The 23,133-nt window shown below is 64.1% G+C and carries 19 protein-coding genes; 10 read left to right on the top strand and 9 right to left on the bottom strand.

The genetic code is table 11. The annotated features are described in order from the left end of the window. Positions 1–174 precede the first annotated feature (174 nt). A complete protein-coding gene (locus V6N07_RS18150) occupies positions 175–1,140 on the bottom strand; it encodes a hypothetical protein (protein WP_371158423.1) in 966 nt (321 codons plus the stop codon). A gap of 6 nt (positions 1,141–1,146) precedes the next feature. Further along, positions 1,147–2,028 (bottom strand): glycosyltransferase domain-containing protein, encoded by an 882-nt coding sequence (locus tag V6N07_RS18145; RefSeq protein ID WP_371158421.1) that lies wholly within the window; start codon positions 2,026–2,028, stop codon positions 1,147–1,149. Between the two features lie 237 nt (positions 2,029–2,265). Between V6N07_RS18145 and V6N07_RS18140 the strand changes: the two genes are divergently transcribed. Both V6N07_RS18140 and V6N07_RS18135 read left to right on the top strand, forming a co-directional pair. Further along, positions 2,266–5,148: a hypothetical protein gene (locus tag V6N07_RS18140; RefSeq protein ID WP_371158419.1), complete on the top strand. Its 2,883-nt coding sequence runs from the start codon at positions 2,266–2,268 to the stop codon at positions 5,146–5,148. Between the two features lie 510 nt (positions 5,149–5,658). Beyond that, positions 5,659–6,156 (top strand): hypothetical protein, encoded by a 498-nt coding sequence (locus V6N07_RS18135; protein WP_371158417.1) that lies wholly within the window; start codon positions 5,659–5,661, stop codon positions 6,154–6,156. Positions 6,157–6,257: 101 nt separating this feature from the next. Here V6N07_RS18135 and V6N07_RS18130 read toward each other — a convergent pair whose 3' ends face one another. The 4 genes from V6N07_RS18130 to V6N07_RS18115 all read right to left on the bottom strand — a co-directional run bounded on the left by V6N07_RS18130 (position 6,258) and on the right by V6N07_RS18115 (position 12,655). Next, positions 6,258–8,948, bottom strand: coding sequence for a hypothetical protein (locus V6N07_RS18130; protein ID WP_371158415.1), 2,691 nt, complete (start codon positions 8,946–8,948; stop codon positions 6,258–6,260). After that, the gene (locus V6N07_RS18125) at positions 8,945–10,822 is read right to left on the bottom strand and encodes a hypothetical protein (RefSeq protein ID WP_371158413.1); all 1,878 of its coding nucleotides are present in this window, start codon (positions 10,820–10,822) and stop codon (positions 8,945–8,947) included. The genes V6N07_RS18130 and V6N07_RS18125 overlap by 4 nt, the downstream gene beginning before the upstream one ends. Continuing rightward, positions 10,822–11,082, bottom strand: coding sequence for a hypothetical protein (locus V6N07_RS18120; protein WP_371158411.1), 261 nt, complete (start codon positions 11,080–11,082; stop codon positions 10,822–10,824). Before V6N07_RS18120 ends, V6N07_RS18125 begins: the two co-directional genes overlap by 1 nt. Before the next feature lie 256 nt (positions 11,083–11,338). Continuing rightward, positions 11,339–12,655 (bottom strand): oligosaccharide flippase family protein, encoded by a 1,317-nt coding sequence (locus V6N07_RS18115; RefSeq protein ID WP_371158409.1) that lies wholly within the window; start codon positions 12,653–12,655, stop codon positions 11,339–11,341. 189 nt (positions 12,656–12,844) lie between these two features. Here V6N07_RS18115 and V6N07_RS18110 point away from each other — a divergent pair, with 189 nt between their 5' ends. The 3 genes from V6N07_RS18110 (at position 12,845) to V6N07_RS18100 (ending at position 15,352) form a co-directional block, all read left to right on the top strand. Further along, positions 12,845–14,344 (top strand): hypothetical protein, encoded by a 1,500-nt coding sequence (locus V6N07_RS18110; protein ID WP_371158408.1) that lies wholly within the window; start codon positions 12,845–12,847, stop codon positions 14,342–14,344. An 88-nt stretch (positions 14,345–14,432) separates the two neighbouring features. Then, complete coding sequence (locus tag V6N07_RS18105) at positions 14,433–14,816, top strand: hypothetical protein (RefSeq protein ID WP_371158407.1); 384 nt, start codon at positions 14,433–14,435, stop codon at positions 14,814–14,816. 53 nt (positions 14,817–14,869) lie between these two features. Next, a complete protein-coding gene (locus tag V6N07_RS18100; protein ID WP_371158405.1) occupies positions 14,870–15,352 on the top strand; it encodes a hypothetical protein in 483 nt (160 codons plus the stop codon). A 43-nt stretch (positions 15,353–15,395) separates the two neighbouring features. On the opposite strand, the gene V6N07_RS18095 is transcribed toward V6N07_RS18100, so the two are convergent. Continuing rightward, positions 15,396–16,160, bottom strand: a complete 765-nt coding sequence (locus V6N07_RS18095) for a WecB/TagA/CpsF family glycosyltransferase (RefSeq protein WP_371158403.1) — start codon at positions 16,158–16,160, stop codon at positions 15,396–15,398. Between the two features lie 307 nt (positions 16,161–16,467). Here V6N07_RS18095 and V6N07_RS18090 point away from each other — a divergent pair, with 307 nt between their 5' ends. Continuing rightward, entirely contained in the window at positions 16,468–17,451 is a 984-nt protein-coding gene (locus tag V6N07_RS18090) for a sulfotransferase (protein ID WP_371158401.1), read from the top strand. A 72-nt stretch (positions 17,452–17,523) separates the two neighbouring features. Here the strand turns inward: V6N07_RS18090 and V6N07_RS18085 are convergent, their stop codons facing one another. Both V6N07_RS18085 and V6N07_RS18080 read right to left on the bottom strand, forming a co-directional pair. Further along, entirely contained in the window at positions 17,524–18,483 is a 960-nt protein-coding gene (locus tag V6N07_RS18085; protein WP_371158399.1) for a glycosyltransferase family 8 protein, read from the bottom strand. A 162-nt stretch (positions 18,484–18,645) separates the two neighbouring features. Then, positions 18,646–19,893 (bottom strand): glycosyltransferase, encoded by a 1,248-nt coding sequence (locus V6N07_RS18080; protein ID WP_371158397.1) that lies wholly within the window; start codon positions 19,891–19,893, stop codon positions 18,646–18,648. 106 nt (positions 19,894–19,999) lie between these two features. Here V6N07_RS18080 and V6N07_RS18075 point away from each other — a divergent pair, with 106 nt between their 5' ends. The 4 genes from V6N07_RS18075 to V6N07_RS18060 form a co-directional block, all read left to right on the top strand. Next, entirely contained in the window at positions 20,000–20,863 is an 864-nt protein-coding gene (locus tag V6N07_RS18075) for a glycosyltransferase family 2 protein (RefSeq protein ID WP_371158395.1), read from the top strand. A 199-nt stretch (positions 20,864–21,062) separates the two neighbouring features. Further along, positions 21,063–22,070: a glycosyltransferase family 2 protein gene (locus tag V6N07_RS18070; RefSeq protein ID WP_371158393.1), complete on the top strand. Its 1,008-nt coding sequence runs from the start codon at positions 21,063–21,065 to the stop codon at positions 22,068–22,070. Continuing rightward, positions 22,067–22,921: a sulfotransferase domain-containing protein gene (locus V6N07_RS18065; protein ID WP_371158392.1), complete on the top strand. Its 855-nt coding sequence runs from the start codon at positions 22,067–22,069 to the stop codon at positions 22,919–22,921. The genes V6N07_RS18070 and V6N07_RS18065 overlap by 4 nt, the downstream gene beginning before the upstream one ends. Continuing rightward, a partial coding sequence (locus V6N07_RS18060; RefSeq protein WP_371158390.1) for a glycosyltransferase family 2 protein occupies positions 22,918–23,133 on the top strand: 216 nt, incomplete at its 3' end. The genes V6N07_RS18065 and V6N07_RS18060, both read left to right, overlap by 4 nt.

Genomic DNA, 23,133 nt, shown 5'->3' with positions numbered 1-23,133 from the left:
GAAAACTTCCCTTGTTCAATAGCCACATTATGCAGATTTTAACAGTCGCATCCAACGCGAACGTGATCTGCAGGGCCGCGAAAACCGCCCCCATTGTTTCGTCTCGCGTACATCCGGCCGGAATTGCCGGGACTGTCGTGCGGAGCACCCCCCGAAAAACCGCCGGCTGACGGGTCAGGCTTCGCCGAACTGGACGACGCGGACCCGGGGCATCCGTGCCATCCGGGCCAGATCATCGCGATAGGCGGCCTGCAATCGCGCGCGCGCGGCTGCGTCGAAGGGACGGTGCGGGCCTTCGCGGTCGGATCTGGGATGATCGCCGTAGATGCGCTCGACGCGCGCGGCACGCTTGGTCCAGTCCGCCTCTGGCAACTGCTCGGCCAGGTGGATGGCCCGTGCGCTCGGGCTGAGCGTACGGGTGGGTCTGGGGTCCGAGGGATCGTCGTCACCCGGCAGCCCGGTGATCAGACGCCGGATCGCGTCTCCGTGGGCCGCATATGCACCATACTCCCAGATGGTCAGATGCGCCCGTGGAACACGGTCGCAGATTGCCTGCGCCAAGTCGGCCCAACTGGGCGGGTGCGCCTGAACGCGGGCGACCGTCTCCGGAAAATTCAGGCGGTCGGCAGGCAGGGTGCGCAACGCCTGGGCATAGGCGCTCGGCAGGAAGGTATCGAGGGGGCGCACGGCAAGATACAGATGCACCGGCACCCGCGTGGCCAGATCGCCCAGCAGGTTCAGCCTTGGCGATCCGGCGAAGTAGTCTCCGGTGAATACCGATCTCAGGCGGCCCAGCAGGTTCTCTTCGGACAGCACCACGCGATGTGCCGTTTCCGCCCGCGCGCCGATGACAGACACGAGTTCGGTCGCGCAGGCCCGCGCATGGCGAGCCGATCCGAAGGCCCGATCCGGCCACCATGTTTCGCCCGCAAGCCGCCTGCGAAGGCGCATCAGGGGCGACAGGGGGACATCCCGGAATTGCAGCAGAGGGCGCGCTTCAGCGTGGGGCAGGTAGAAAACGCCGTCGCCCTGCAACGCGTCCTTTCGCGCAGAAAGTGCGTCCTGAAGGTGCGTCGTCGCCGTCTTGTGGGCACCTAGATGGATATGCCACGTGCGTGTCGCGGGGGCGTCATCGACCATGATACGCTACCGGCGCCCCGCACGCGACATGCGCAGGATGCCTCTGGGCAGCTTGCGCAACGCCCCCGCGGCCTTGATGGCCCCGTGCAGGGCCCTGTATTCCAGAGCGTGGTCCTTCATGAAGAAAGCGGCGGCGCGCAGCCGCGCGAGACGGGATGGCCTGCGATGTGGCGCACGCGCGAAATACCGGTTCCGGTCCGAAGGCGCATGGAAATGCCAGTCCCACAGGTGGACCTTGGGGGCGATGCGGTCCCGCACGTAAGGAAGGCTGATCTGGTCGCGCTTGCTGAACCTCTCGAATTCCTCCCACCAGAGCGTGCCGATCTCGGCAACCTTGGGCGCGGCCATGCGGTAGAATATTATCGTGTTCTCGGTCACCGGCATGTCGAGCAGGCCCATCTCGCGGTACCTGTCGCGCTGTGCCTGCATCAGGGGAATGTCCCGGGCAGAGGTCTTGTGCTCGAGGGCGAAATCCATCTCCTGCTCGACGGTGCGCCCGCTGGGATGCGGGAACAGGGCAATATCGGCCCCGCTGTCCCAGAACTCCGCAATCAGCGGCGACAGGTCCGCCCGCACGAGAATGGTGCCATCCACATAGATCGCGACATCGCAATCGGGCAGGACGGCGCCGGGAAGGAACTTGAACCGACGGTTCGTCAGCGTCTGCGTTTCCAGCGCCATGTCGTCGGGAACGGGCAGATGCTCCCAGATGCGCCACCGATTGGGGCGTGACGTGCCATAACGCAGAAAGCGCGTGTTCGGCGTCCGCACCAGGGGGCCGAAGTTGTAATCGTAGTCATCGAACGTGCAGGTGTATACGATCGCCGATGGGCCCTGCGGCGCGCCGCCGGTTGCCTCGGATCCGCGGGCGGGGCCGTTTCTTGACATGAAAGCCTCGGTTGTCGTGTCGCCCTGAGACACGCAGCGTATCATCTCAGCCATGCTTTGCGGTTCGGACAATTCAGCATTTCACCGCAGGGAGCAAGCCTCATCACTCGGGCGGCGGGACCGGACGCACGCCGGATGGCGCCCTTGTCCACAAGTGCCTTGCCACATGGATCGGTCTGCGCAACACGAATACGGGACAGATCGCAATCTGCTGCATCTCGAGAAGGATCTCAGGACATGATAGCGACATTCTTCCGAAGCCTGTTCGGCCTTGCCGTTCTTGCCACGGTCGCATCGGCACAGGACGCACAGTTTCGCGTCACCGACCAGGTCGTATCGGAGCCGGTGGAGGGGATCACGGCGACGATCGATGCGTTCGGAGCAGGATCGCGCCTGATGATCGGCGGCGGGTTCGAGCCGATTTCGCATCGTTTGTGGTTGCAGGCAGGCGCAAATGCACCCGCGGAAGCCCCCGGACGCATCCTGGCAAGCCCGTCCGAGATTTCGCAATACGATACCCTGCGTGACGGTGCCTTGGACGGAGCACAGGTAGATGTCCTGCGTCTGATCGATGGACAGCTCGAGGTCGTCCGCACGGGGCGCGTGCCCGTTGGCGGCCACATGGTGTCGGGTTGGATTGCGGATTTGCCCCGGAACCGGCTGATCCCGTCGGACGCCACCAGCGCCACGCTCCGCATCGCCCATTGGGAACGCCCCGGCCAATCGCGCTGGTATGCCATTCGCGCCGTCGGCGCGGATGGTCTGCTTTCCGACCTCTCCGCGCCCGTGCGGATCACCTTGCCCGATACCCTGGCCAAGCCCCGGAAGGACAGGTCGGATCTGCGGCGTTTCGACTATGACGCGGACGGACCGGCCGACCGGAACGCGCCGCCCGCGCCCGGGAATGTCCGCGCACGCTACGACGCGGATACCGGCACCATCGAGCTGTCGTGGGACAAAGGCGCCCGTCGCGGCCTGACCGGGTTCGCGATCTACAAATCCTACATCGCGCCCGAGCGGATGCAGGGCTTCGGCATAGACACCGAAGGCACGGGCGCCCCGATCCTGGCCGGGGACTGGATCACGCTGCGGACCGATCGTCTGGAATCGCCAAAGTCCATCTATGCCTCCGATCGTGTCTGGAACGCCAAACCAGGACGGCTTTTGCGGCCCGGGCCGATCTATTCCGACACCGCGGAAGATACCTGGCAGATCGTCCCCCATCCCGACGATCCGGAACGGACCTGGGGGGGACGCAGCTATCTGCAGCTCGATCTGCCGACGCAGCGCCCCTTTCGCCTCGGGGCCGCCAACCATTCGGGCACGGATCAGGATTTCTATACCGTGTTGCGCCCGGGCATCCCGTACGAGGTGACGGTGCGCCTGCGCGGTGCCCGTCCGGGACGGGCCGAGCTGATGTTCCGGGGTCCGCATTCCGACATGGTCCGGCCCATGATCGCCGACTACGACACGCAGTGGCGCGAAGTCCGCTTTGCCTTCACCCTGCCGCAGGTGGCCGACACCGGCAGAGCCGGATACATCGACCTGATCCTGCGCGGGCCGGGGCGCGTCGACGTGGACGATTTCCGGATCCGACCGTCCGACACCGCCTGGCTCGATTATACCGATACCGATTATGCCCGCCTGAGCCAGTCGGGCGTCTCCGCGCTTCGGACCCATGGCTGGATCAAGACGGGCACGGCGACCTACGATCTGGAAGGACTGCTCTCGGGGGGGATCGTGCCGGGCACGAACGGGGCGCCCGACATGTTCCACACGCTGTCGATGATGGAACGCGCAGGCGTCCGGCCCTGGCTTCAGATCGAACCGCATCTGACGGTGGCGGAATGGCAGGGGCTGGTCGAATACCTCGCGGCACCGTTCGACCCGCGGACCGAAGACCCCGCAACCAAACCCTGGGCGGCGCTGCGCGTTCGCCAGGGCCGGACCGCCCCCTGGATCGACGCTTTCGACAGGATCGACCTGGAGATCGGGAACGAAACCTGGAACGGCCTGTTCGCGCCGTGGACCTTCTTCGGGATGCAGGACGCGCAATCGGGGCAAAAACGCAATCGGGCCCAGGTCTACGGATTGTACCAGTCTCATGTCGCGGCCGCACTCCGCGCCAGCCCCTACTGGAGCGATACCGTCGAGGCCAGAACGCGCTTCGTCATCGGCGGGCGCAGTCGGACCGACTATGGAACGGTTGCCGCCCGCTTTGCACCCGATGCCTCCGATATCGTGACCGTGGCGGCCTATAATGGTGGGTGGGACGAAGGCGAGGGCCCGCCGCAGGATACGCCGGCCAGCTATTCCAACGTTCTCAACCAGCTGTTTCAGTCGAACCTGCCGCGTGCGGTCCGCCAGGTGGCCGACATCCGTGACCTAGAGGCAAGGCAAAACCGGGAAATCGCCGTCGGCACCTATGAGGCAGGGCCGGGATATGCCCTGAATGGGCTCAACAGGCGGCGCGTCACCGAGGAACAGGCCGACGAGCAGGAAATCGTCATGAAGAGCCGGGCCGCCGGTGTCGCAACCCTCGACACGTTCCTCGCACAGCGTCGGAGCGGCTACCGCACCCAGAATTTCTTCAAGTTCGGCGAGGGGCGGATGTGGCAATCCCACGCGCCCTGGCACATGGGCGGCGCCCCATATCCGTCGTGGATGCTGCTGTCGCTGATGAACCGTCTGGGTGCCGGCGAAATGCGCGACGTCGAGACGATCGCGGTACCGCGCCGTGATCTTCCGGCGTTCGAGCGGCGCGAGGCCGTGGCAGATGCCCCACAAGTGGCGGTCTACGCCACCGGCGGGGCGGATTACCTGACGCTCTTCGCGATTTCGCGCAGGGTGCCGAACTATCCTGCCGGATCGGGAAACAACTGCACCCCCGTGACCATTGATCTGCCGGGCGACCTGCCCGCGGGACCGGTCACCCTGTATCGCACGGGCGGATCCCACGACGATACCGGCGCGACCGGGGCGCCACCGCCGCTCGAGCGACTGGAAATTCCGCGGGCGCAGATCGCCTCGGGCCGCCTTCAGGTCGGGGACCGCACCTGCGGCCTTCCGGCGGCATCCGCATATGTCTACGTGATCGGACAGGCGCCGTCCTTTCCCTGAAGCACCCTCCCGGGGGACTTCCGCACCCCCCCCCAAGGCCCCCGTTGCAGTCAGCGTTCGGCACGAAAGGCAGGCAGCCTCGCCTCATGGCGGCGCATGGATCTCAGGGATCGACCCTGCAGACCTGTCTGACGCCGGTCGTCAAACCGGCATTCGACATGCGCGCCGCTTTGCGTTTAGGAATTGCTGATCTCAGCGCCCCGTAGAAAGGGGCCGTGGCCACGATCATTTCTGACAATCAACCATTGCGAGAGACGCATGAAAAATTCCCTCAAGGCCTGGCTTCGGGCAGCCGGTTTCGAAATTCGACGCGTCAACCGCAAGGCGCGTGGAACCGGAAATGATATCCATTTTCTGCACATCGGCAAAAATGCAGGGACCCAGATCGGCAACGTGGCGGATCAGGTGAACGCATTTTCATCCGGGCCCAGGATCATCAAGCACCCACATCATGTCGGATTGGGGCGGATCCCCGTGGCGGATCCCTATTTCTTTTCAATCCGACACCCGGTGTCCCGCTTCAAGAGCGGCTTCTACTCGCGAAAGCGCAAGGGACAGCCGCGCATCTACAGCGAGTGGAGCGCGCATGACGAGATTGCCTTCTCGGAATTCGAGCATGCGAACGATCTGGCGGAAAGCCTCTTCGAGCCCGGAGAACGTGGCCGCAAGGCGTGGGCCGCGATGAAGTCGATCCGTCACACGTCGCAGAACCAGTCCGACTGGTTTTCCTGCCATGGCAACTTTCTCCGGGTCCGCCCCCCGATCTGGATTGTCCGGCAGGAACATTTCGACGCCGACCTGCGGGATCTGGTTGCCCTGATATTCGCGGATACCGATCTGCCGAAGATCGATCTGGGTGACGATGACGGCTCGGCGCACAGGAACGACTACACGAGCACCCCGTCATTGTCCGAGACGGCAAAGGCGAACCTGTCAACCTGGTATGCCCAGGACATCGGGTTCTACGACATGTGCACGGCCTGGCTGGAGTCCGGCGGAAAGTTCTGAAGGCAGGCTTCCGCACAGGTTCCACGGATATGGCGATCTTGGCCCCCGGGGCGCGGTTTCACAAATCGACCAGTGCCCTGATGTCCGCACCGCCGTTTCTTTCAGGGCGCCATTTCAAACACCTCCACAAACCCCGGCGGGATTGTCGCGGTCAGCTTGCCGCCCGTCACCGTGACGGCCTCGCTCTGCAACTGGCAATCGTCCTTCGTCGCCAACGTCTGATTGTGCGTCTGGTAATCGTCACCCGTCATCCAGTGCCGTGTTGCCTGCCCGCTGGACACGGCCGTGATCAGGACGCTTGCGCTGTCCGCAATCGACAGGTTGGCCACCACCACGTAATCCGTGCCATCCCGCGCAACGCGCCATGACAGGACCTCCGGCTCTCCGATGGTGATGGCCCGCCCCGAGGTCGCCACCCGCTGCGGGTCCAGCGGGACCACCCGTCCCCCGGCGATGTGGCGGTTCCAGAAGTCCGCAACCCACTGATAGGCTGGCGTGACGGCCCCGCCCTCGACGTCGGGGGAGTGGCTGTGCCACGTAAGCGCTCCGGCATCGCTGCCCGCCCGGAAGAAGTTCTGTTCAGCGAACCCGTTGGCCGCATTGGTCAGCCATGCCGCGAAAGTCGCCGTGCCCGCCGCGACCGACTTCATCATTTGGCTTTGGTCGATCTTCTGTTGCTGCGTGACGGCCCCGCCGTTCAGACCGTCCAGCACATAGCCCGGGCCCGCCTCATAGGTGCCTGCGGTCCAGCCGCGCGCATTTGCCCGCGCGACAAGGGCGGATGTCTTTTCCGCCCGTTCCTTCAGGGCGCTGTTGAACAGGATATCAAGCCAGTCGTCGTCCGACGTCGGGTCCGGCGCGGCCTTGGCCCCTTCGTCCCACCCGCCGTTGTAATCCGCGATGGTGAGGTGGGCGGGAAGCTGGCTGTCCGTGGCGCCGGCCAGTTCCTCGTTCCATTGGTCGCTGCTGCTGCGTCCCCCGACCACCCAGACGAACTTGTCGTCGTCGAAATCAGGGTGCGCGCGCATTTGCGTCTTCCACCAGTTGCCAAGGCACCCGGCAGAGGTGGCGCCGGTGTTCCCAGAAACGCTCGGCATCGTGTAGAACTCGGACAAGCCGTTCCACATCTCGTTGCCGATCTCGAAATAGACCTTCGTGAACACGTCCGCCCACGGGGCGGTCTGCCCCTGCTGATAGCGCACATGGGCGTGAGGCTTGGCCGCAGGCGTATCCGTGGCCGGGTCATAGGGCGTGCAGAGGTATTCCATAAGCCCCGCGATTTCCGCGCCCGACAAATGCGGCTCGACCTGAAGCCAGACGCGGGAATGCCCTGCGTACCTGGCCCCCTGCAACAACAGGGGCAGGCGATGGGGATCACCGATCAAGCCGCCCAGGTCATAGCTTTGGGGGCGTGTCTTGATGGTGTGATGGCCGCGCATCATGTCCACCTTCGACAGAACGGCCCCCGTGATCGCCGTCGCGCCGGGGATCGGGAAGGCCGCGTCCCCGATGGACCATTCGGCAATATCCAGAACCCCCGGCCCGTCGAAGCGGAAACCGGAAAAGCGCGTGGCGGTGCTGGTGTCCTGCGACGTGACGGCAAAATCCGCCTCGTGCGTCTGCCAACCCGACGTGAGGGTCAGATCGACGTCATCGGCCACCGATTGCATGGATGCGGTCAGGGTCGTGATGTCGGGCGACCGCACCCGCAGTTTCTGCCGGTAGGTCCGCCCTTCGATCAGCACCGGGTAGAAGGGATCGGCCCCGCTGCCCGCGTGGGACGCCCGGTCGATTTCCAGCGTCCCCGTGCCGGTATGGGTCAGGCGCAGGAAATATACGCCGTCCTCGACCTCGAAGGACCAGTCGAGGTCCGGGGCCTGATCTCCCCATGCGTAGGCCCCGCCGCTGTAGAAGCTGTAGCCGTTGGCCGCCGAAAAACCCCACAGTCGATTGCTGACCCAATCAGCCTTGTCGATGTCCGCCGTCATTTCCTTGCGCACGATCAGACAATCGCCAGCCTGCGGCGATATGGTGTCGGTGGCTTCGATGTAGTTGACGAAGATAAAATCGGGGTATTGCGACCGGTGAACGATGTAGCCCGCCGCCCCGGCGGATGCGGTCCATGTGACGGTATGGCTGTTGCCCCCGTCAGCGGTCGTCGCCGCGCAGTTCGTCGGCACGGCAAGGCCGCTGTCCACATCCTCCCGCACGAAGTCTATCGCGTCCTCCGTCGTGATCGATGGGGCCTCGGCATCCAGCGTCGCCCCCGTCGTGACGGCGACGACGTTGCTCCACCCCGACACCCGCCCATCGGCCCCGACCGCCGCAACAGCGATGTATTCCTGCGCGTTCGGGCGGTGGCGGGGATGCCACGCGAAGGTCACGGAGGTTGCCGACGCCGGCAGGTATTCCTCCCCATCGATGCCGCGCACCGGGTAGCTTTCCCGCACGGCGCAGACATCGACGGTCGTATCGGCAACGATCGTCCAGACCCCGTTCACGATCCGTGCGATCGTCAGGTCCGCCCCCACAAGGTAGCCGTCTGCATAGCTGTCAAACCCGTCCAGGTCGCGGACGTGCATGCGTTCTCCCTCGACGCTTTCGACCTCGATCATCTGGCGATAGGAGACCGGCGTGACACGGATCAGCTTGCCCGCGCGGGGCGAATTGAACGGCACGTCTACCGTCACGTTGGTCTGCCCCGCAATCGGCGCGCCCGAGACGGACGCACGGGGGGCAACGAAGGTCGGGGCCGGGTCCGCAGGCGCGGCGACGTCGATATGAAAGGTCATGGTGACACCTGCGCATGCGTGCCGGACACGACCGTCAGATCGCCCAGCGTTCCAAAGTGTGTGCCCGCCGCGCGCTCCGTCGCCGTGCCCCGGTCGTCGATCAGAAGGGTGTCCCATTCGACGGCATTCAGGGCGGGGGCCGTCGGCAGGCCCGTGCCCGCCACCCGCAGCTTGTCGATCATGCCGGGGGCTTCGATGTCGAACGATGCACGCGGGATGGCGACGACGTGGCGGGCGTAATCCGCGACGACCCCCTGCGTGCCGGAATACCGGCTGTAGAGGGAGAACGCCGCCGCCTGACAAGTGAACGTCGTGTTGGCGGGTTGGGGTTTCAGAGGGCCCGCGATGAGCGGCCCGCCGTCGATGCTCATGTAGCTTTGGAAATTCCCGCCGGGCGATCCGATCACGGCGACGAATACTTGCGCGCCGATGGGGGCAGTCGTGTCTACGGTGCTGCTGCCGCTGCCGCTGCCGTCCCCAAGCTGCATGACGCCTTTGAGCTCGCCATTGCGAAACTGCGTTTCCCGCTGGTTGTTGTCGAACATGAACCGAAAACCGCTATGTTCCGTGACCTTGAACCACGACAGGAACGCCAGATGGTCTGACGGTGCGACCGCGCTCGTGTCTGCCGTCACATGCGCGTTGATGGTGACAACCTGCGGCACATAGACCGCCTCGGCCTGCACCTCCGTCACGACTTCGACCGCTCCACCCGTCGCGGTGTAAAGGGTGGCGACACAATCGACTTGCTGCGCGCCGTCCTCCGGCGTCAGGGTGTAGCTGTTGCCCGAAGCAATCTCCGTCCCCCCGCGCGTCCACGACACCACAACGGTCGGTGCGGCAAGCGTGCCGCCGCCCGCATCCGTCGCCACGTAGACGAAAACCCCGTCGTTCTGCGCGGTGAACGTATCCGCCGGGCCTTCGGTGACGGTCGGCGGCAACAGCCACTTGGCCCCCGCCGCCTGCTCTGCCGCCGTGAAGACATAGCTGCCATTCGCGGCACCCGCGCCGGACAGGTCGAAGGTCAGATCGCCGCCCGATGGGACGACATTCGACACGGTGCCGACCAAGGTCGAAACGACCGGATCCACGGCCACCAGCGTCAGGACAGAGGTTTGCCCCGTCGACGAGGTCAAGGCGAACTCCACCGTGATACGGGCGCCGACAGGATCTGCGGGCTGCGGGACGTAATCGGCAAAAGCGTCCACCGTAAAAGGAAGGGGCAGGACGGACACCTCGACGCCGTCGCTCAGGATCCGAACCTGACAGGAAACCGTGGCGGTTGCATCGCGGTCGATCGCCAGGCCCTGATGGATCCTTATGAAGGTTTCCTCGACCGAAACCGCAGGGGGCCGAACATAGGTCGGTTCTGTCCCTACATCCGAGATGTCATAGCGTCCGTCACGCGCGACCGAGGCGCCGGATACGATCAGGGTATCGCCACCATCCGTTGCGCTGCCCCCGCCAGAACCGAAACCGAAGAGGGCCACGGGTGTCGGTGCCAGACCGGTCGTGTCGACCGCGAATATCGGGCCTTCGACGATAACCGGTCCGTATCGGAACCCGATGCGAAAGTCCCCGGACAACTCGGCCGGCAAAGCCAGGGTCGCCGTACCGGACGGTGCCAGGCCAAGCGTACCGAGAGCCAGATAGGGCGCCCCGTCTCCGGGAAAATCACCTTCGGCAGGAGGCGCGTCCGATGCGGGGTAAAGGACGGCCTGAACGATCGCCGGCGTATTGATGTCGTACAGGATGTCGACTGATGCACCTGATGGTCCCTGCAGGACCCCCTGAATGGCCAAGGTCACATCGATCGACGCGAAATCGGTGATCAATCCGGTCGAGGATCCAAGCGCAAGACCTGTGCAGGGCATCAGAACAGCGCCACGATGCCAGCCGCGGTCGTCCCGTCAGCCCAGATGCGGGTCGCCCGAACAGGGAACGTGCCGCCCGCGGCGACGTGCAGCGTCACCGTGCTTCCCGAGATAAGGGTCATGCGCACGTTTCCGGTAATCGCCACATTGATCGCGCGCGATGCCTGCAGAAGATCGGTATCCACGTTCGGCGTCATTTCGACTGCATCACGGATCGGGTCACGCAGCGACCCGGAAAAGCTGCTGTAGGGATTTTTCATGATAACCTCCATCAGATGCCCCGGTCATCCAAGAGAGCAGTCGCACTGCAAAGCCTCGATAATGATGCGCACTGTGGTTTCCGTTTTCCGGAACGCCCCCGCGTTCAGGCCATCGACACCGCCGCACAGACGATTCGGATTTTCCGGAGGGACATGGCCGGGGGCAGGGCGACCGAATTTGCGTCCTTTGCCGAATGACCTGCAAGCCATTCAGGGGGCATGGAATATGGAACCGGGATCCTGCTGGTTCGGCCGTTCAGGGCAGGCGGGATATCAATTCGCCGTGCTGTTTGACGACGAAAATGGCGACAAGCGCCGAAAGGACGAAGAACCCCAGATCCGCCTTCCAGTCCCAGTTTCCATATTTTCGCAAAACCGAAGCGAGCAGGGGATATGTCAGGATCGGGGCGGCGGCAAAGGAAATGGCCACGCCGACGATTCCGAAATCCTCCAGAAGAAGGACCATGACGATTACCTGAACCACTGCAATCGATACGCGGGTCAGCATGTAGCGGAACGAATCGCCTTTCGCCAAAGATGCATTGACCGTTCCCGCAGTCACGATGACCGGCATGATGGCAACAGCCACAAGACAGACTACTGCCCCCGAAAGCAGGAAGCGGTCATCATAGAGGACCGAGACCAGCGCCGGACCGAAAACCGCCAGCAGCGCGGTCAATCCGAGGATGGCCGCAACGATCGCACGACGCAGCTTGAACACGTTGGCGCGGTTCTCGGGGGAATCCGCAGGATGCTTCTTCTTGTAGACCGGGAGCAGGACCTTGCTGGACAGGGCCTTGAAAATTTCCTGCGGCAGCCGCGCCAGGGCAAGACCGATGCTGTAGATCCCCAGCATCTCGACCGAGATTACCGTTCCCAGCAAAGCGCGGTCACTGCGTGTCAGGACATAGGCGGCGACCGTGCTCAGCATCAGGTACTTGCCGAAATGCAGGATTTCCTTCGCTGCCGCCGCCTCGAAACCGAAACGGTTTCCCGGCCCGGGCAGAAAAAGCATGTAGAGCACCTGCGTGATCAGTGGCGTCAGGACCATTCCGATCGCCAGCGCCCAGACCGACTGAAGTGCCCATGCGAGAACGATGATCGACCCGATGCCAAGGGCCTGCCCCGCGAGTTGAAGCTGCGTGATCCGACCGATGCGAAGATGCCGCTGGGCCGTCAGGAAGCGGGTCGGAACGAAGCCCTGAACCAGCAGCTGCAGACCACAGACCGGCAGGATCACCGTCAGCAAGGGCTCCTCGTAGAAATTTCCGACCGGGATCGCGATGGCACAGACCAGCATCCACAACAGGACCCCGCGGACGACCTGCAGCGTCCAGATCGTGTTGAGAAACCCCGGATCGTCCCCCCTGTCGCTCTGGATTACCGATGTGCGCAATCCGACATCCGACAGAAGCGAGGCGCCACCGACCACGACTTGAACCAGCGCCATGAGGCCGAATGCCTCCGGAAAGAGGAGACGCGTGAGAACGAGATTCGACGCGAACCGAAGCCCCTGGCTTCCCCCCATCAGGAAAATGGCGGCCAGGCCGGATCGCAGGGCACGGGCCCGCATGCCGGCTCCGGAAAAATAACTCTGGGGACGCCACGACATGAGATCTATCCTTGAACCGCCGCATTCGGCCGAGCAACCTGAACAAGGCACCTGTTGCGACCAGGAACGGTCTTGTCTTGGAACCGGGCTATGTGTCGCCACTTTTGCGAGATATGTAGCAAAGCAACGGCCGAACGAAAGCTCTCATCCGTGATCACTCTCGCCTTTCTCCTCTGCATCCCCCTGACACTGGTGCTTTTTGCCCGGATGCAGGTGGAACTGGCGCTGATCTGGTCGGTCCTGCTGACCTACATGTTCCTGCCGGAGCGTGCCGGCTTCGACTTTCGGGGCATTCCGGCACTGGACAAGACATCCATTCCGGCCCTCGCCCTGATCCTGGCCGTTCTCATCTTCGGAGGCCGCAAGCGGACCATACGACATGGGGTCACGCACGGCGGACAGGACCCCTCCGACCGGGTCGTCGGCGACCGGGTCGTGGGCGCAGCGATCGGCTGCCTGCTCGTCATGATGCTGCTTTCCCCGATCTTCACTACTTTCACCAATGGGGACAGCCTGCGGTTCGGTCCATTGTTCCTGCAAGGCGCGCGGCCCTGGGATATCGTGGGCCAAAGCTCGGAAGTTGTCTTCATCCTGGTCCCTTACGTGCTGGCGCGCCGTTATCTGTCGACGCCGGAGGCGCATCGCCGGATCCTCGTGGCACTGGTCGCCGCCGGCCTCGTCTACAGCGTCTTCGCCCTGGTCGAAATCCGCCTGAGCCCGCAACTCCACAACTGGGTCTACGGCTTTCACCAGCACTCCTTCCTTCAGCATATCAGGGGCGGAGAGTTCCGGCCCAAGATCTTTCTGGATCACGGGCTGTCGGTCGGGCTTTTCCTGAGCATGACGACCATCGCTGCGGCCGTCCTCATGCGCGGCAGGGATCGCAACCGGAAATGGGTGTTTGCGGGCCTGTGGCTGTTCCTCATCCTGTTCAACAGCAAGAACCTCGGCGCGGTGATGATCACCCTTGCCCTGGTGCCCGTCCTGTTCCTTCCGGTTCGCTGGCAACTGCGGGTGACGACGGTGATCGCCGTGTCGTTCCTGTTGTTCCCCGCCCTCAGACAATCGGGAATTGTCCCGATCGAGCGGCTGACGGCAGTTGCCGAAGCCATCTCCCCCGACCGGGCACAATCACTGGTCTATCGTTTCGACAACGAAGACATTCTTCTGGCCCGCAGCCTGGAACGCCCGGTCTTCGGCTGGGGCGGTTGGGGCCGGAGCCGGGTCTACGATACCACGACAGGCGAGGACCTCTCCACGACCGATGGCCTCTGGATCATCAAGCTGGGTACCAGCGGATGGTTCGGATACGTTGCTTTCTTCGGGCTTCTGGTTTTGCCGATGGTTGCGCTTCACCGGACCGGCAAACGAAAGGGTATCGGGCCGGAAACAGCCGGATTGGCCATCATGATGGCGGGAACCCTGATCTATCTCGTTCCCAACTCCACGCTCAGCCCGGTGGCGTGGCTCATGGTGGGTGCGCTCGCGGGCTTTGCGCAATTCGATACGCAGAAAACGCATTCGGCCGAGGATATTCCCCCGCAGGTTCGGAAATCCCGCGGCCCCCGATATTCGCGGTTCGAGACGGACATTGTCCGGTCAAGGCTGGGCGGTGCGCCCGCGTTCAAGGGGGGTCAGCAAACCAGATGACCGCCGCGCATCATGCGAACATGGTCCGTGCCGACGAATTGTCTTTCCGGCGGTCGTTCGCCGGGACCACCGCCAAGGAGAACTGAACATGGCGCAGGCAACACCATCGAATGCGGGCGGCGATCAGACCTTGCTGTTCTGCATTGGCGCCCAAAAGGCGGGAACGACCTGGCTGCAATCCCAATTGACGGCGCTGGACCGGACGTTCTTCGCGGAACCCAAGGAATTGCATTACCGGGACTGCATCCGATCCCCCTACCTGGAAAAATACAGGTACCGTGCAAAAGCGCGGCTGCACGTTCCCACCGATACCGCGTCGCTGCGGTATCGCCTGTCCGCCTTGTGGCGATCTGATCTGAAACGGCGCATCAATCTGGCGGATCGCTACAACGCGATCTACCGGGCGGGGCCTTACGATCACACGGCCTATCTTTCCTATGTCGGACTGGGAAAGACAGGGGCCACAGCCTGATCGGGGACATAACGCCGTCCTATGCGCTGCTGGACCGGGAAACCTATGCGGAAATGCTGGGTTGCGCGGCAGACGTCCGGTTCGTGTTCATCCTGCGCGATCCGGTGGAACGACTGTGGTCCGGCCTCAAACAGCACTACAGATCTGCGACAAGGACCGGCCAGCTCGATTCCGCGGACCTGATCGCACGTTTCGACAGCATCTGCAGGACACCCCTGGACATCAACTTCCTGCGGTCGGACTATCGCAGGACCATTCAGGAGCTGGAGGCCGCCGTTCCGGCAGCGCGCATAAGCTACTGCTTTTTCGAGACCTTGCTCGACCCGGCACAGGGGCAAGACGCGCGCGCGGATTTGGCACGGTTCCTGGACATTCCCGCATCCGCCCTGAATGCGGAACAGAAGGTTCACGCGACGGCCAGCACCGTTCCCCTTCCAGCAGACAGCCGGTCGGCGGCAAGACGCGCCCTCGATCCCGTCTATGTCGCGCTTGCGGAAAAATTCGGTGACCGGATACCGACGGTTTGGCAGATGTAGAAACGCGCGCCGGGCCATGCTCCGGGGCGCAAGGCGCCGTCCGTCAATACCGCGCCCGTATGGCCTGAAAGACGAGGCCCGGAAAGATCGCGATACAGCGCCCATACCGCCCCGCCAGCCGCCTCGGGTTGGCCGCCAGACGCCAGAGCCATTCAAGCGCCAGTTTACGCATCCATACCGGCGCTCTGGTCTGGGTTCCCGCGATGAAATCGAGGCCCGCCCCGATCGACACGAAACCGACGGAGGGCAGCCCGTCCTGAATGTTCGCCGCAAGACGTTCCTGTTTCGGGGAACCCAGGGCAAGAAAACACAGGCCAGCGCCAGAGGCGTCCAGCCGGCGCGCGATGTCTGCCGCCTCGGGGCCGGCAGGGTCGAACCCGAAAGCCGGTGCAATGCGACAGGCAACCCGGAGCCCCGGATACTCGGCCTCTAGGACGGCGGCCGTCCGGGCCAGCGTCGCATCCGTAGATCCGACCAATGCCACGGGGACATCCGCGGCAACTGCCAGTTCGCACAGCGGAAAGATCAGTTCCGATCCCGGGATCAGATCGACCTTGCGTCCCGCCATCCGGGATAGCCAGACGATCGGGTTGCCATCGGCGACCACGTGGGTCTGCGCCTCGTAGACGGCCACGTAAGTGGGCGTGCGGCGCAGGTTGACGACATGATCGAGGTTGATCGTCGCCACGGAGAAACCTGTTCCCGCAGCCATCCGCGCCCCGATGTCCTTCAGGAAAGCATCCCGATCGGGGTCGGTGACCCGCAGGAAAACGTCGCGCTTCCCGCCAGTCGGATCAGAGGATGTCATACCGGCCCCATCGCCGCAGCTGCGCCTGTTCGGGGCGCACTCGACCGGATCCGCAGGACGACCGGAACACGGGCAAGCGTTCGGACGGCTCGACCATCGGTCAAGGGCGCATGGAACAGGGCTAAACTACAAGAAATGTTCAGATCTCTCTGAGATACGGAAATTCCTTCGACTATCTTGTATCCCCGAACACCTTTCAAGACCGATGATCCCAGTATCCGGGATGTCTGGCCAACCGTTCCAAAGGCCCTCATAACACTCCGGGTGCGTTTCGAAGGCACCCGCGGCAGAGTGAAGGAAGCGGCCTGTGAAAGAATGCGATGATTCCGGCGTCGACCATCTTTTCGCAACCGAAATAACCGCCTCGTCGGCCCCTCCGCTGATCGTGGTCGGATTGCCGCGGTCAGGGTCGTCCTTCCTCAGCCACATCCTGTCCCAGATCGAGGATTGGTATGTCTTCGACGATCTCTATCTTGGCGACAAGGCGCGGGATATCAGGGCGCTCGGCCCCTTGAGTGACACGCAGCTCGACCAATTGCTCGAATTCCTCGGCTGGCAGATCCATGCGCGTCTGAAGTTCGGCCTGTATGCTGTTCCAAAGATAGAGAAATCCGAAATCCCCGACATGGCCGCGGCACTCAAGGCCACGTTCTCGGGGACCGGCGCGACCTGGACCGATCTGCAGAAGGAGTGGCTGCTTCGTCTGGCCGGACGGAACGGCTGCAGCCATTGGGGCTACAAGCAACCAAAGGCCTTCCGATCGATCGACACCCTTCGTGACAGCTATCCGGGGGCGCGTTTCCTGTGGCTGATGCGCCATCCCCATGACGTGCTGGCATCCTACAAGCATATGGAACCTTCATCCCAGGATGGCGACCCAGATCAGTATCATCCCGTCGCCCATGCCATCTACTGGCGCATGGCAGCCAAGGCCTATTTCAGGGCGCGGGAACGATTGGGAAGCGATGTCTTTTTCGTCGGGTTCGACAGCCTGACGACATCGCCTCAGACCGTCGCCGAAAACCTGGCCGATTTCCTGGGGGCGCGGCGGCCGGCCCGGATCGAAGTTCCACCCAGGCCGAATTCCTCTTTTTCCCGGCAAGCGCCGCGCAAGACCGTCTCCGGCCTCGAAGCGAAGATCATCAACCGCATCTGCTGGCCCATCGCGTCGGACATGGGGTTCGCGCCAAGGTCCGGGACGTTCTCGGCGACCGATCCGCTTGATCTCGCGTCCCGCAGCCTGCGCTTCACACGCTACCAGGTCGCCAACAGGATCCTGCGACGGAAATGATCTGACCCTGCCCGGGGGGCACGTACATCGAGCGGCCGCGCCGCAACATGGCTTTTCCGATCGGGCGCCCGATCAAGCAGCGCGGTCGCCACCACGCTTCGAAAGACGACGCAGCTTGCCGGCCACCATGTCCAACGTCGGAATCTTGCTGTCGCAGTATTCGACCATTTCCCCCAGGCGCAGGGGGTTCCAGGGCCGCGTTCCGCGAAAGGCCGTCCGATCGACCACGTCGAAGAAGCGGTCGTAGATGACATCGCGATAATATGGCTCGACGAACTTCTTTTGGTATCGCGCGTTCCAGGGTTTCACCGGTCCGACAAGGTGAACGATCTTTCCCTCGATCGGATCCGGTTTTTCGTACTGGGAAGTATTCCACGAGGTATCGAGAAAATGCACCTTGCCCTCGAAGGTTATGTTCAGGGCGTCCTGATCCTGTGAATCCAGACTGTCTTCCTTTTCGATGGACAGGTCGACGATCCGCTTCGTGATCCCGTTGGCGCGCCAGAAGGCGAGGTCCATGAGCATGACACCTGAATTGAAGTAGTCGCCATAGTCCTTCAGGCCCAACCGACGCGCAATGTCCGGCCGGGCCTTGCCGGAACGGACGGCAATGTCCCGGCACGCCGCCACGGCGTTGCCGCCCAGGTCGAGATGCATGAGTTCGGCCACGTCGCGCATGACGAGCAGATCGACGTCCAGATAGACGCATCGGGAAATATCCGGGAAGAAGTCGGCGATGAAATACCGCGCATAGGTCATCTTGCTCTTGAGATATGCCGTCGAGCGAAAACCTTCGATCGCGGCAGAGGAGATATCCACGAAGCTCACGCTTCCGAGGTGCGCATGCTCCCACGACGTTCGAAGCATCTTCTTGTCCTCGGAGGTGAAGTCCTGGCCCACGATCCAGAAATTCACCGTCTCGCTTGCATGTTCCAAAGCCGACCGCCCGGAGACGGCCATGCCCAGCAAGGCCTTTCTATCGCTGCACATCACGACATCGATCGTCATCGAAAACCCCTGTTCCAAGCGCATGCAAGCCATGCCGAAATCAATATGATCAGTTAGGAGATTGCGGCATCCCGTGCCAATTCTTTTTCCCCCGCCGCACGCCCCGCCGTGCGACGACCCCCGGGAAAACCGGCAGGCCCGTTCCCGTCTGCCACGTGCTGGCCCGGCCACTTAGACAGCGGGGGATCACTCCTGCGGTCTCAGCCCCTCCGGCAAAGTCCCGTTCGCCGCACCCTCGATCAGCCGGGCCAGCCAGGCCGCCTCGGTATCGATGTCGAACTCGGCGGCGACCCGGGCGCGGCCCGCCTCGCCCATGCGCGCGCGCAGATCCGCATCCGACAGCAGCAGCGTCATCCGGTCGGCAAGGGTCCGGGCATCCCCCGCGGGGATGACATGGCCGGAGACCCCGTCCTCGACCAATTCGGCAACGCCTGCGATCTGGCTGGCGATCACGGGGCGCCTGCTGGCCATCGCCTCCATCAGGACGACGGGCACGCCTTCGGCAAAGCTGGGCAGGACCAGCATGTCGGCATCGGCCATGGCCGCCCGTACGGCGTCGCGCGCCTGAAACCCCAGAAAATGCACCCGGTCCGACAGGCCGGCGGCCCTTGCCGCGTCTTCCATGGGGCCGCGCATCTCTCCGTCACCCAGGATCAGCAGGTCGGCGTCGGGGTGGTCCCGCGCGACCCGTTCCATCGCCTCCATCAGGACCAGCCCGCCTTTCAACTGGCTCAGGCGCGCGACATAGACCACACGCCCACCCCCCCTGCGCGGCGGCAGATCCGTGGCCGGGGCAGGGGTGTCGTAGTCACCGGGCCGCACCCCGCAGTGGACGATGCGCAGCCGGTCCCAGGTATGAGGTGCCGCAAAGATCATGCATTGCGACCGACAGAAGTGGCTGATGCACGCCACGAAAGCCGCATGTTCCACCTTGAGGGCGAGACTGTTGCCCTCGGGGTCGAACAATTCGTCGGGGCCATGCACGGTAAAGCTGTAGCTTGGTCCCCCGAGGACCCGGCACATCATCGCGACAGCCGCCGCATTGGTCGAGAAATGCGCGTGCAGATGGTCCACCGGCGCCTGGCGCAAACGGCGGCGCAGAGCCACCGCTTCCAGCAGGTAGGCCACGTGCCGCACGGCGCCCCCGCCCGCCCGCCACAGCCGCCAGCACAGGCGGGCCGCCGTCAGAACGCGGGCAGGGGCGGTCAGCGTCTCGCGCAGGCCCCCCCCGACCAGCCGCAGCGCACCGTCCTCCAGCAGGTGATCGGCCCGCGCCGCCTCGGCGATGTCGGCGGGGTCGACCAGGGCACCGGTCCAGCGGCGTATGACGAACCGGTCCACGTCAAGGCCACGCGCCTCCAGCGCGGCGATCTCGCGGCCGATGAAGGTGGTGCTCACCATGGGATAGGTGTTCATCAGATACGCGATCTTCATATCCTTGATCCCCATGTGACCTGCGGCATGGTGCCGTCCATGGACTTGCGTGTCGCATTTGTGCAGACCGATTGTCGACCCGGGATGCCGATCAGGGAGCCTGCCGATGCCTGCCACAGAAACCAGCGGACCGCGTCTGAGCATCGTGGTTCCAGCCGCGCAGGAAGAGGATCACATTCTTCCCTGCCTTCAGGCGATCCTCGACCAGGCCGGGCTGGGCCATGGCGACATCGAGGTCATCGTCGCCGCGAACGGCTGCACCGACGAGACGGTGATCCGCAGCCGCAGCCTGGGCGATGCCTTCGCCGCGCGGGGCTGGCGGTTCGTCGTTCTCGACATTCCCGAAGGCGGGAAGACCGGTGCGCTGAACCGGGCCGACGATCAGGCCCACGCCCGCGCCCGCGCGTATCTGGATGCCGATGTGGTGATCGATGCCGATCTGATCGCAGCGACCCTTCAGGCGCTGGCCTCCGACGATCCGGTCTATGTCACAGGACGTCTGCGGGTCGCGCCGGCCCGCAGCTGGGTATCACGCCGTTACGGGGCCCTGTGGACGAGGCTGCCGTTCATGGCGCCCGGCACGGCGCCGGGCGCGGGGTTCTTTGCCGTCAACGGGGCCGGACGCGACAGATGGACGGAATTTCCGCAGATCATCTCCGACGACAGCTATGTTCGGTTGCTGTTTGCCCCGCAGGAACGGATCGAAGTGGACGCAGGCTATGTCTGGCCCCTGGTCGAAGGGTTCCCCGCCCTGGTCAGGGTGCGGCGCCGTCAGGACGAAGGTCTTGCCGAACTGTCGCAGCTCTATCCAGACTTGCAGCGCAACGAAGGCAAACAGGGCATATCCCGCGGCAGGCATCTGTCCCTGCTGGCATCTCGGCCGGTGGATTACACCGTCTATGTGACCGTCAGAATGGCAACGCGGGTCAAGGGGCGGAGGAACGACAGATGGGCACGAGGTCGGCGATAGGATCCGGGCGCGCGGGCTGTCGCGGCAGGCCTCGGTCGATCTTCCGGAGCATGCAAATCGGGCAGGTCGTGGCCCGATCCACCCAGTCCGCCGCCCGATGTCGGCTTCGGCTAGACTTGATGGCCCAAACCGAGCTAGCGAAAACCTGTCCTCGCAATCGCGCCGGCCAATCGCATCATTCCCTTACAAATCAGGGCCAATGACAGATATTCCCCCATCCGCCGAACGCACCCCCGACGAGATCGTCGTCTCGATCATCAACTACCGAACCGGTGATCTGACGCTGGACTGCGTAGCCTCGGTGCTGGCGGATTTTCAGGCCTCGGCGATCACGGCGGGTCATGTGGTGGTGGTCGACAATGCCTCGGGCGACGGCTCCGACGATCAGATCGCGGACTGGATCGCGGCCCATCCCGAGGCGCCCGTCACCCTGGTTCGGTCGCCGGTGAACGGCGGCTTTTCGGACGGGCACAACCGGGGCATGGCGGCGCGGAAGGCGCAGTTCTACCTGATCCTGAACTCTGATGCGGTTCTGCGACCCGGCTTTTGCCAGGCAATCCTCACGGCCGCCGCGGCGCATCCCGATGCGGGCCTTCTGGCGCCGCAGCTCGAAGATCCGGACGGCACCATCCAGACCAGCAACTTCCGCCGTCCCTCGCCCGCCAGCGAAGTGATCCGGGGCGCCCGCACGGGATTGGTGACGCGTCTCTTGCGCCGCTGGGACGTGCCCATCGCGCCCCCCGTTCCCACTGGGGCCGCCGATTGGGCCAGTTTTGCCTGCATCCTGCTGCGGGGCCGGATGGTGGATGCGATCGGTCCCATGGACGATGGCTATTTCCTGTATTTCGAGGACACCGAATATTGCCTGCGGGCGCAGCGGGCGGGCTGGGACCTCGTCCATGTGCCACAGGCCCGCGCCGTGCATTTCCGCGGGGGCAGCGGCCCGGTCAAGGCGATGGAACGGGCGCGCAGGCGCCTGCCACGCTATTTCTACGAATCCCGGGCCCGCATCTTTCGCCAGACCTATGGCCCCACAGGCCCTGTCCTGGCCAATCTCGGCTGGTATCTGGGACGGGGGGTGGCAGAGATGCGCCGCCTGATCGGCAAGCCCGTCGGCCCCCCCATCGCACACGAGGCGCGCGACATCTGGATCGACGGATGGCGGGCCGGGCGCCATCCCGATCGCGGCGACGGGGGTATGCCATGACCGGGGTGCCGGACTATATCATCATCGGTGCCATGAAATGCGGCACCACCACCCTGGCCCGGCAGTTGGGCGGGCAGGCGGGCCTGTTCATGACCGACCCGAAGGAGCCGAACTACTTCTCGGACGATGCCGTCTTCGCGCGCGGACCCGATTGGTATGCCGACCTCTTTGCCACCGCTGCCCCCGGCGATCTGCGCGGCGAGGCGAGCACGCATTACACCAAGTTGCCCGACTACCCGGACACCATCGCCCGCCTTGCCGCGACCGCGGCGGAAAATGCGCGTTTCGTCTATCTCATCCGCGACCCGACCGTGCGCGCCGTGTCCCATTACATCCACGAATGGACCACCGGCGTGATCGGTCGCAACACCGGTTTCGAAACCGCCGTGGAACAGCACCCGGAGATCCTGTCCTATGGCCGTTACGGTCATCAGATCGCACCATGGCTGGAACGGTTCGGTCCAGACAGGATCCATGTCGATACACTGGAGGCGATGACAGAGGATCCGCAGGCCCTGTTGGACAGGGTCGGCGCGTTTTTGGGGCGAACCGGCCTTGTCTGGGACGCAGGCGAGGGACAGGCGAACGCCTCGGCCGAACGGCTGCGTCAGACATCGCTGGATCGCTGGCTGTTGCAGGGGCGGGCGGTCACCTGGCTGCGCCGTACCCTCGTGCCCCAGTCGGTCCGCGACCGGGTCAAGGCGGGCCGGCGCCTGCCCGCGCGGCCCACGATCCCGGATGATGTCCGCGCCCGGATGGAGGCGGTGTTCTTGGAAGATCGCGCTGTCCTGCATGGCCTGTTTCCCGATCGCCCGGACCTCGACCGCGCCTATCCCTTCGCCAGCCCATGACCGTGGTGCCCGATATCGGCGTCATAGCCATCGGCCGCAACGAAGGCGCGCGTCTGATCGCCTGCCTTGATGCATTGGCGGCTTCGCAGGTCGTGCCTGTCCGCATCGTTTATGTGGACTCCGGTTCGACCGACGGCTCGGTTGCCGCGGCACGCGCGCGCGGCGCCGAAGTGGTGGAACTGGACACCGACATTCCCTTCACCGCTGCGCGC

It is taken from the genome of Jannaschia sp. 2305UL9-9 (genome assembly GCF_041403465.1).
Classification (GTDB): Bacteria; Pseudomonadota; Alphaproteobacteria; order Rhodobacterales; family Rhodobacteraceae; genus Jannaschia.
The sequence above is the reverse complement of the archived record's forward strand: the minus strand, read 5'-3'. Positions and strand labels throughout refer to the sequence as shown.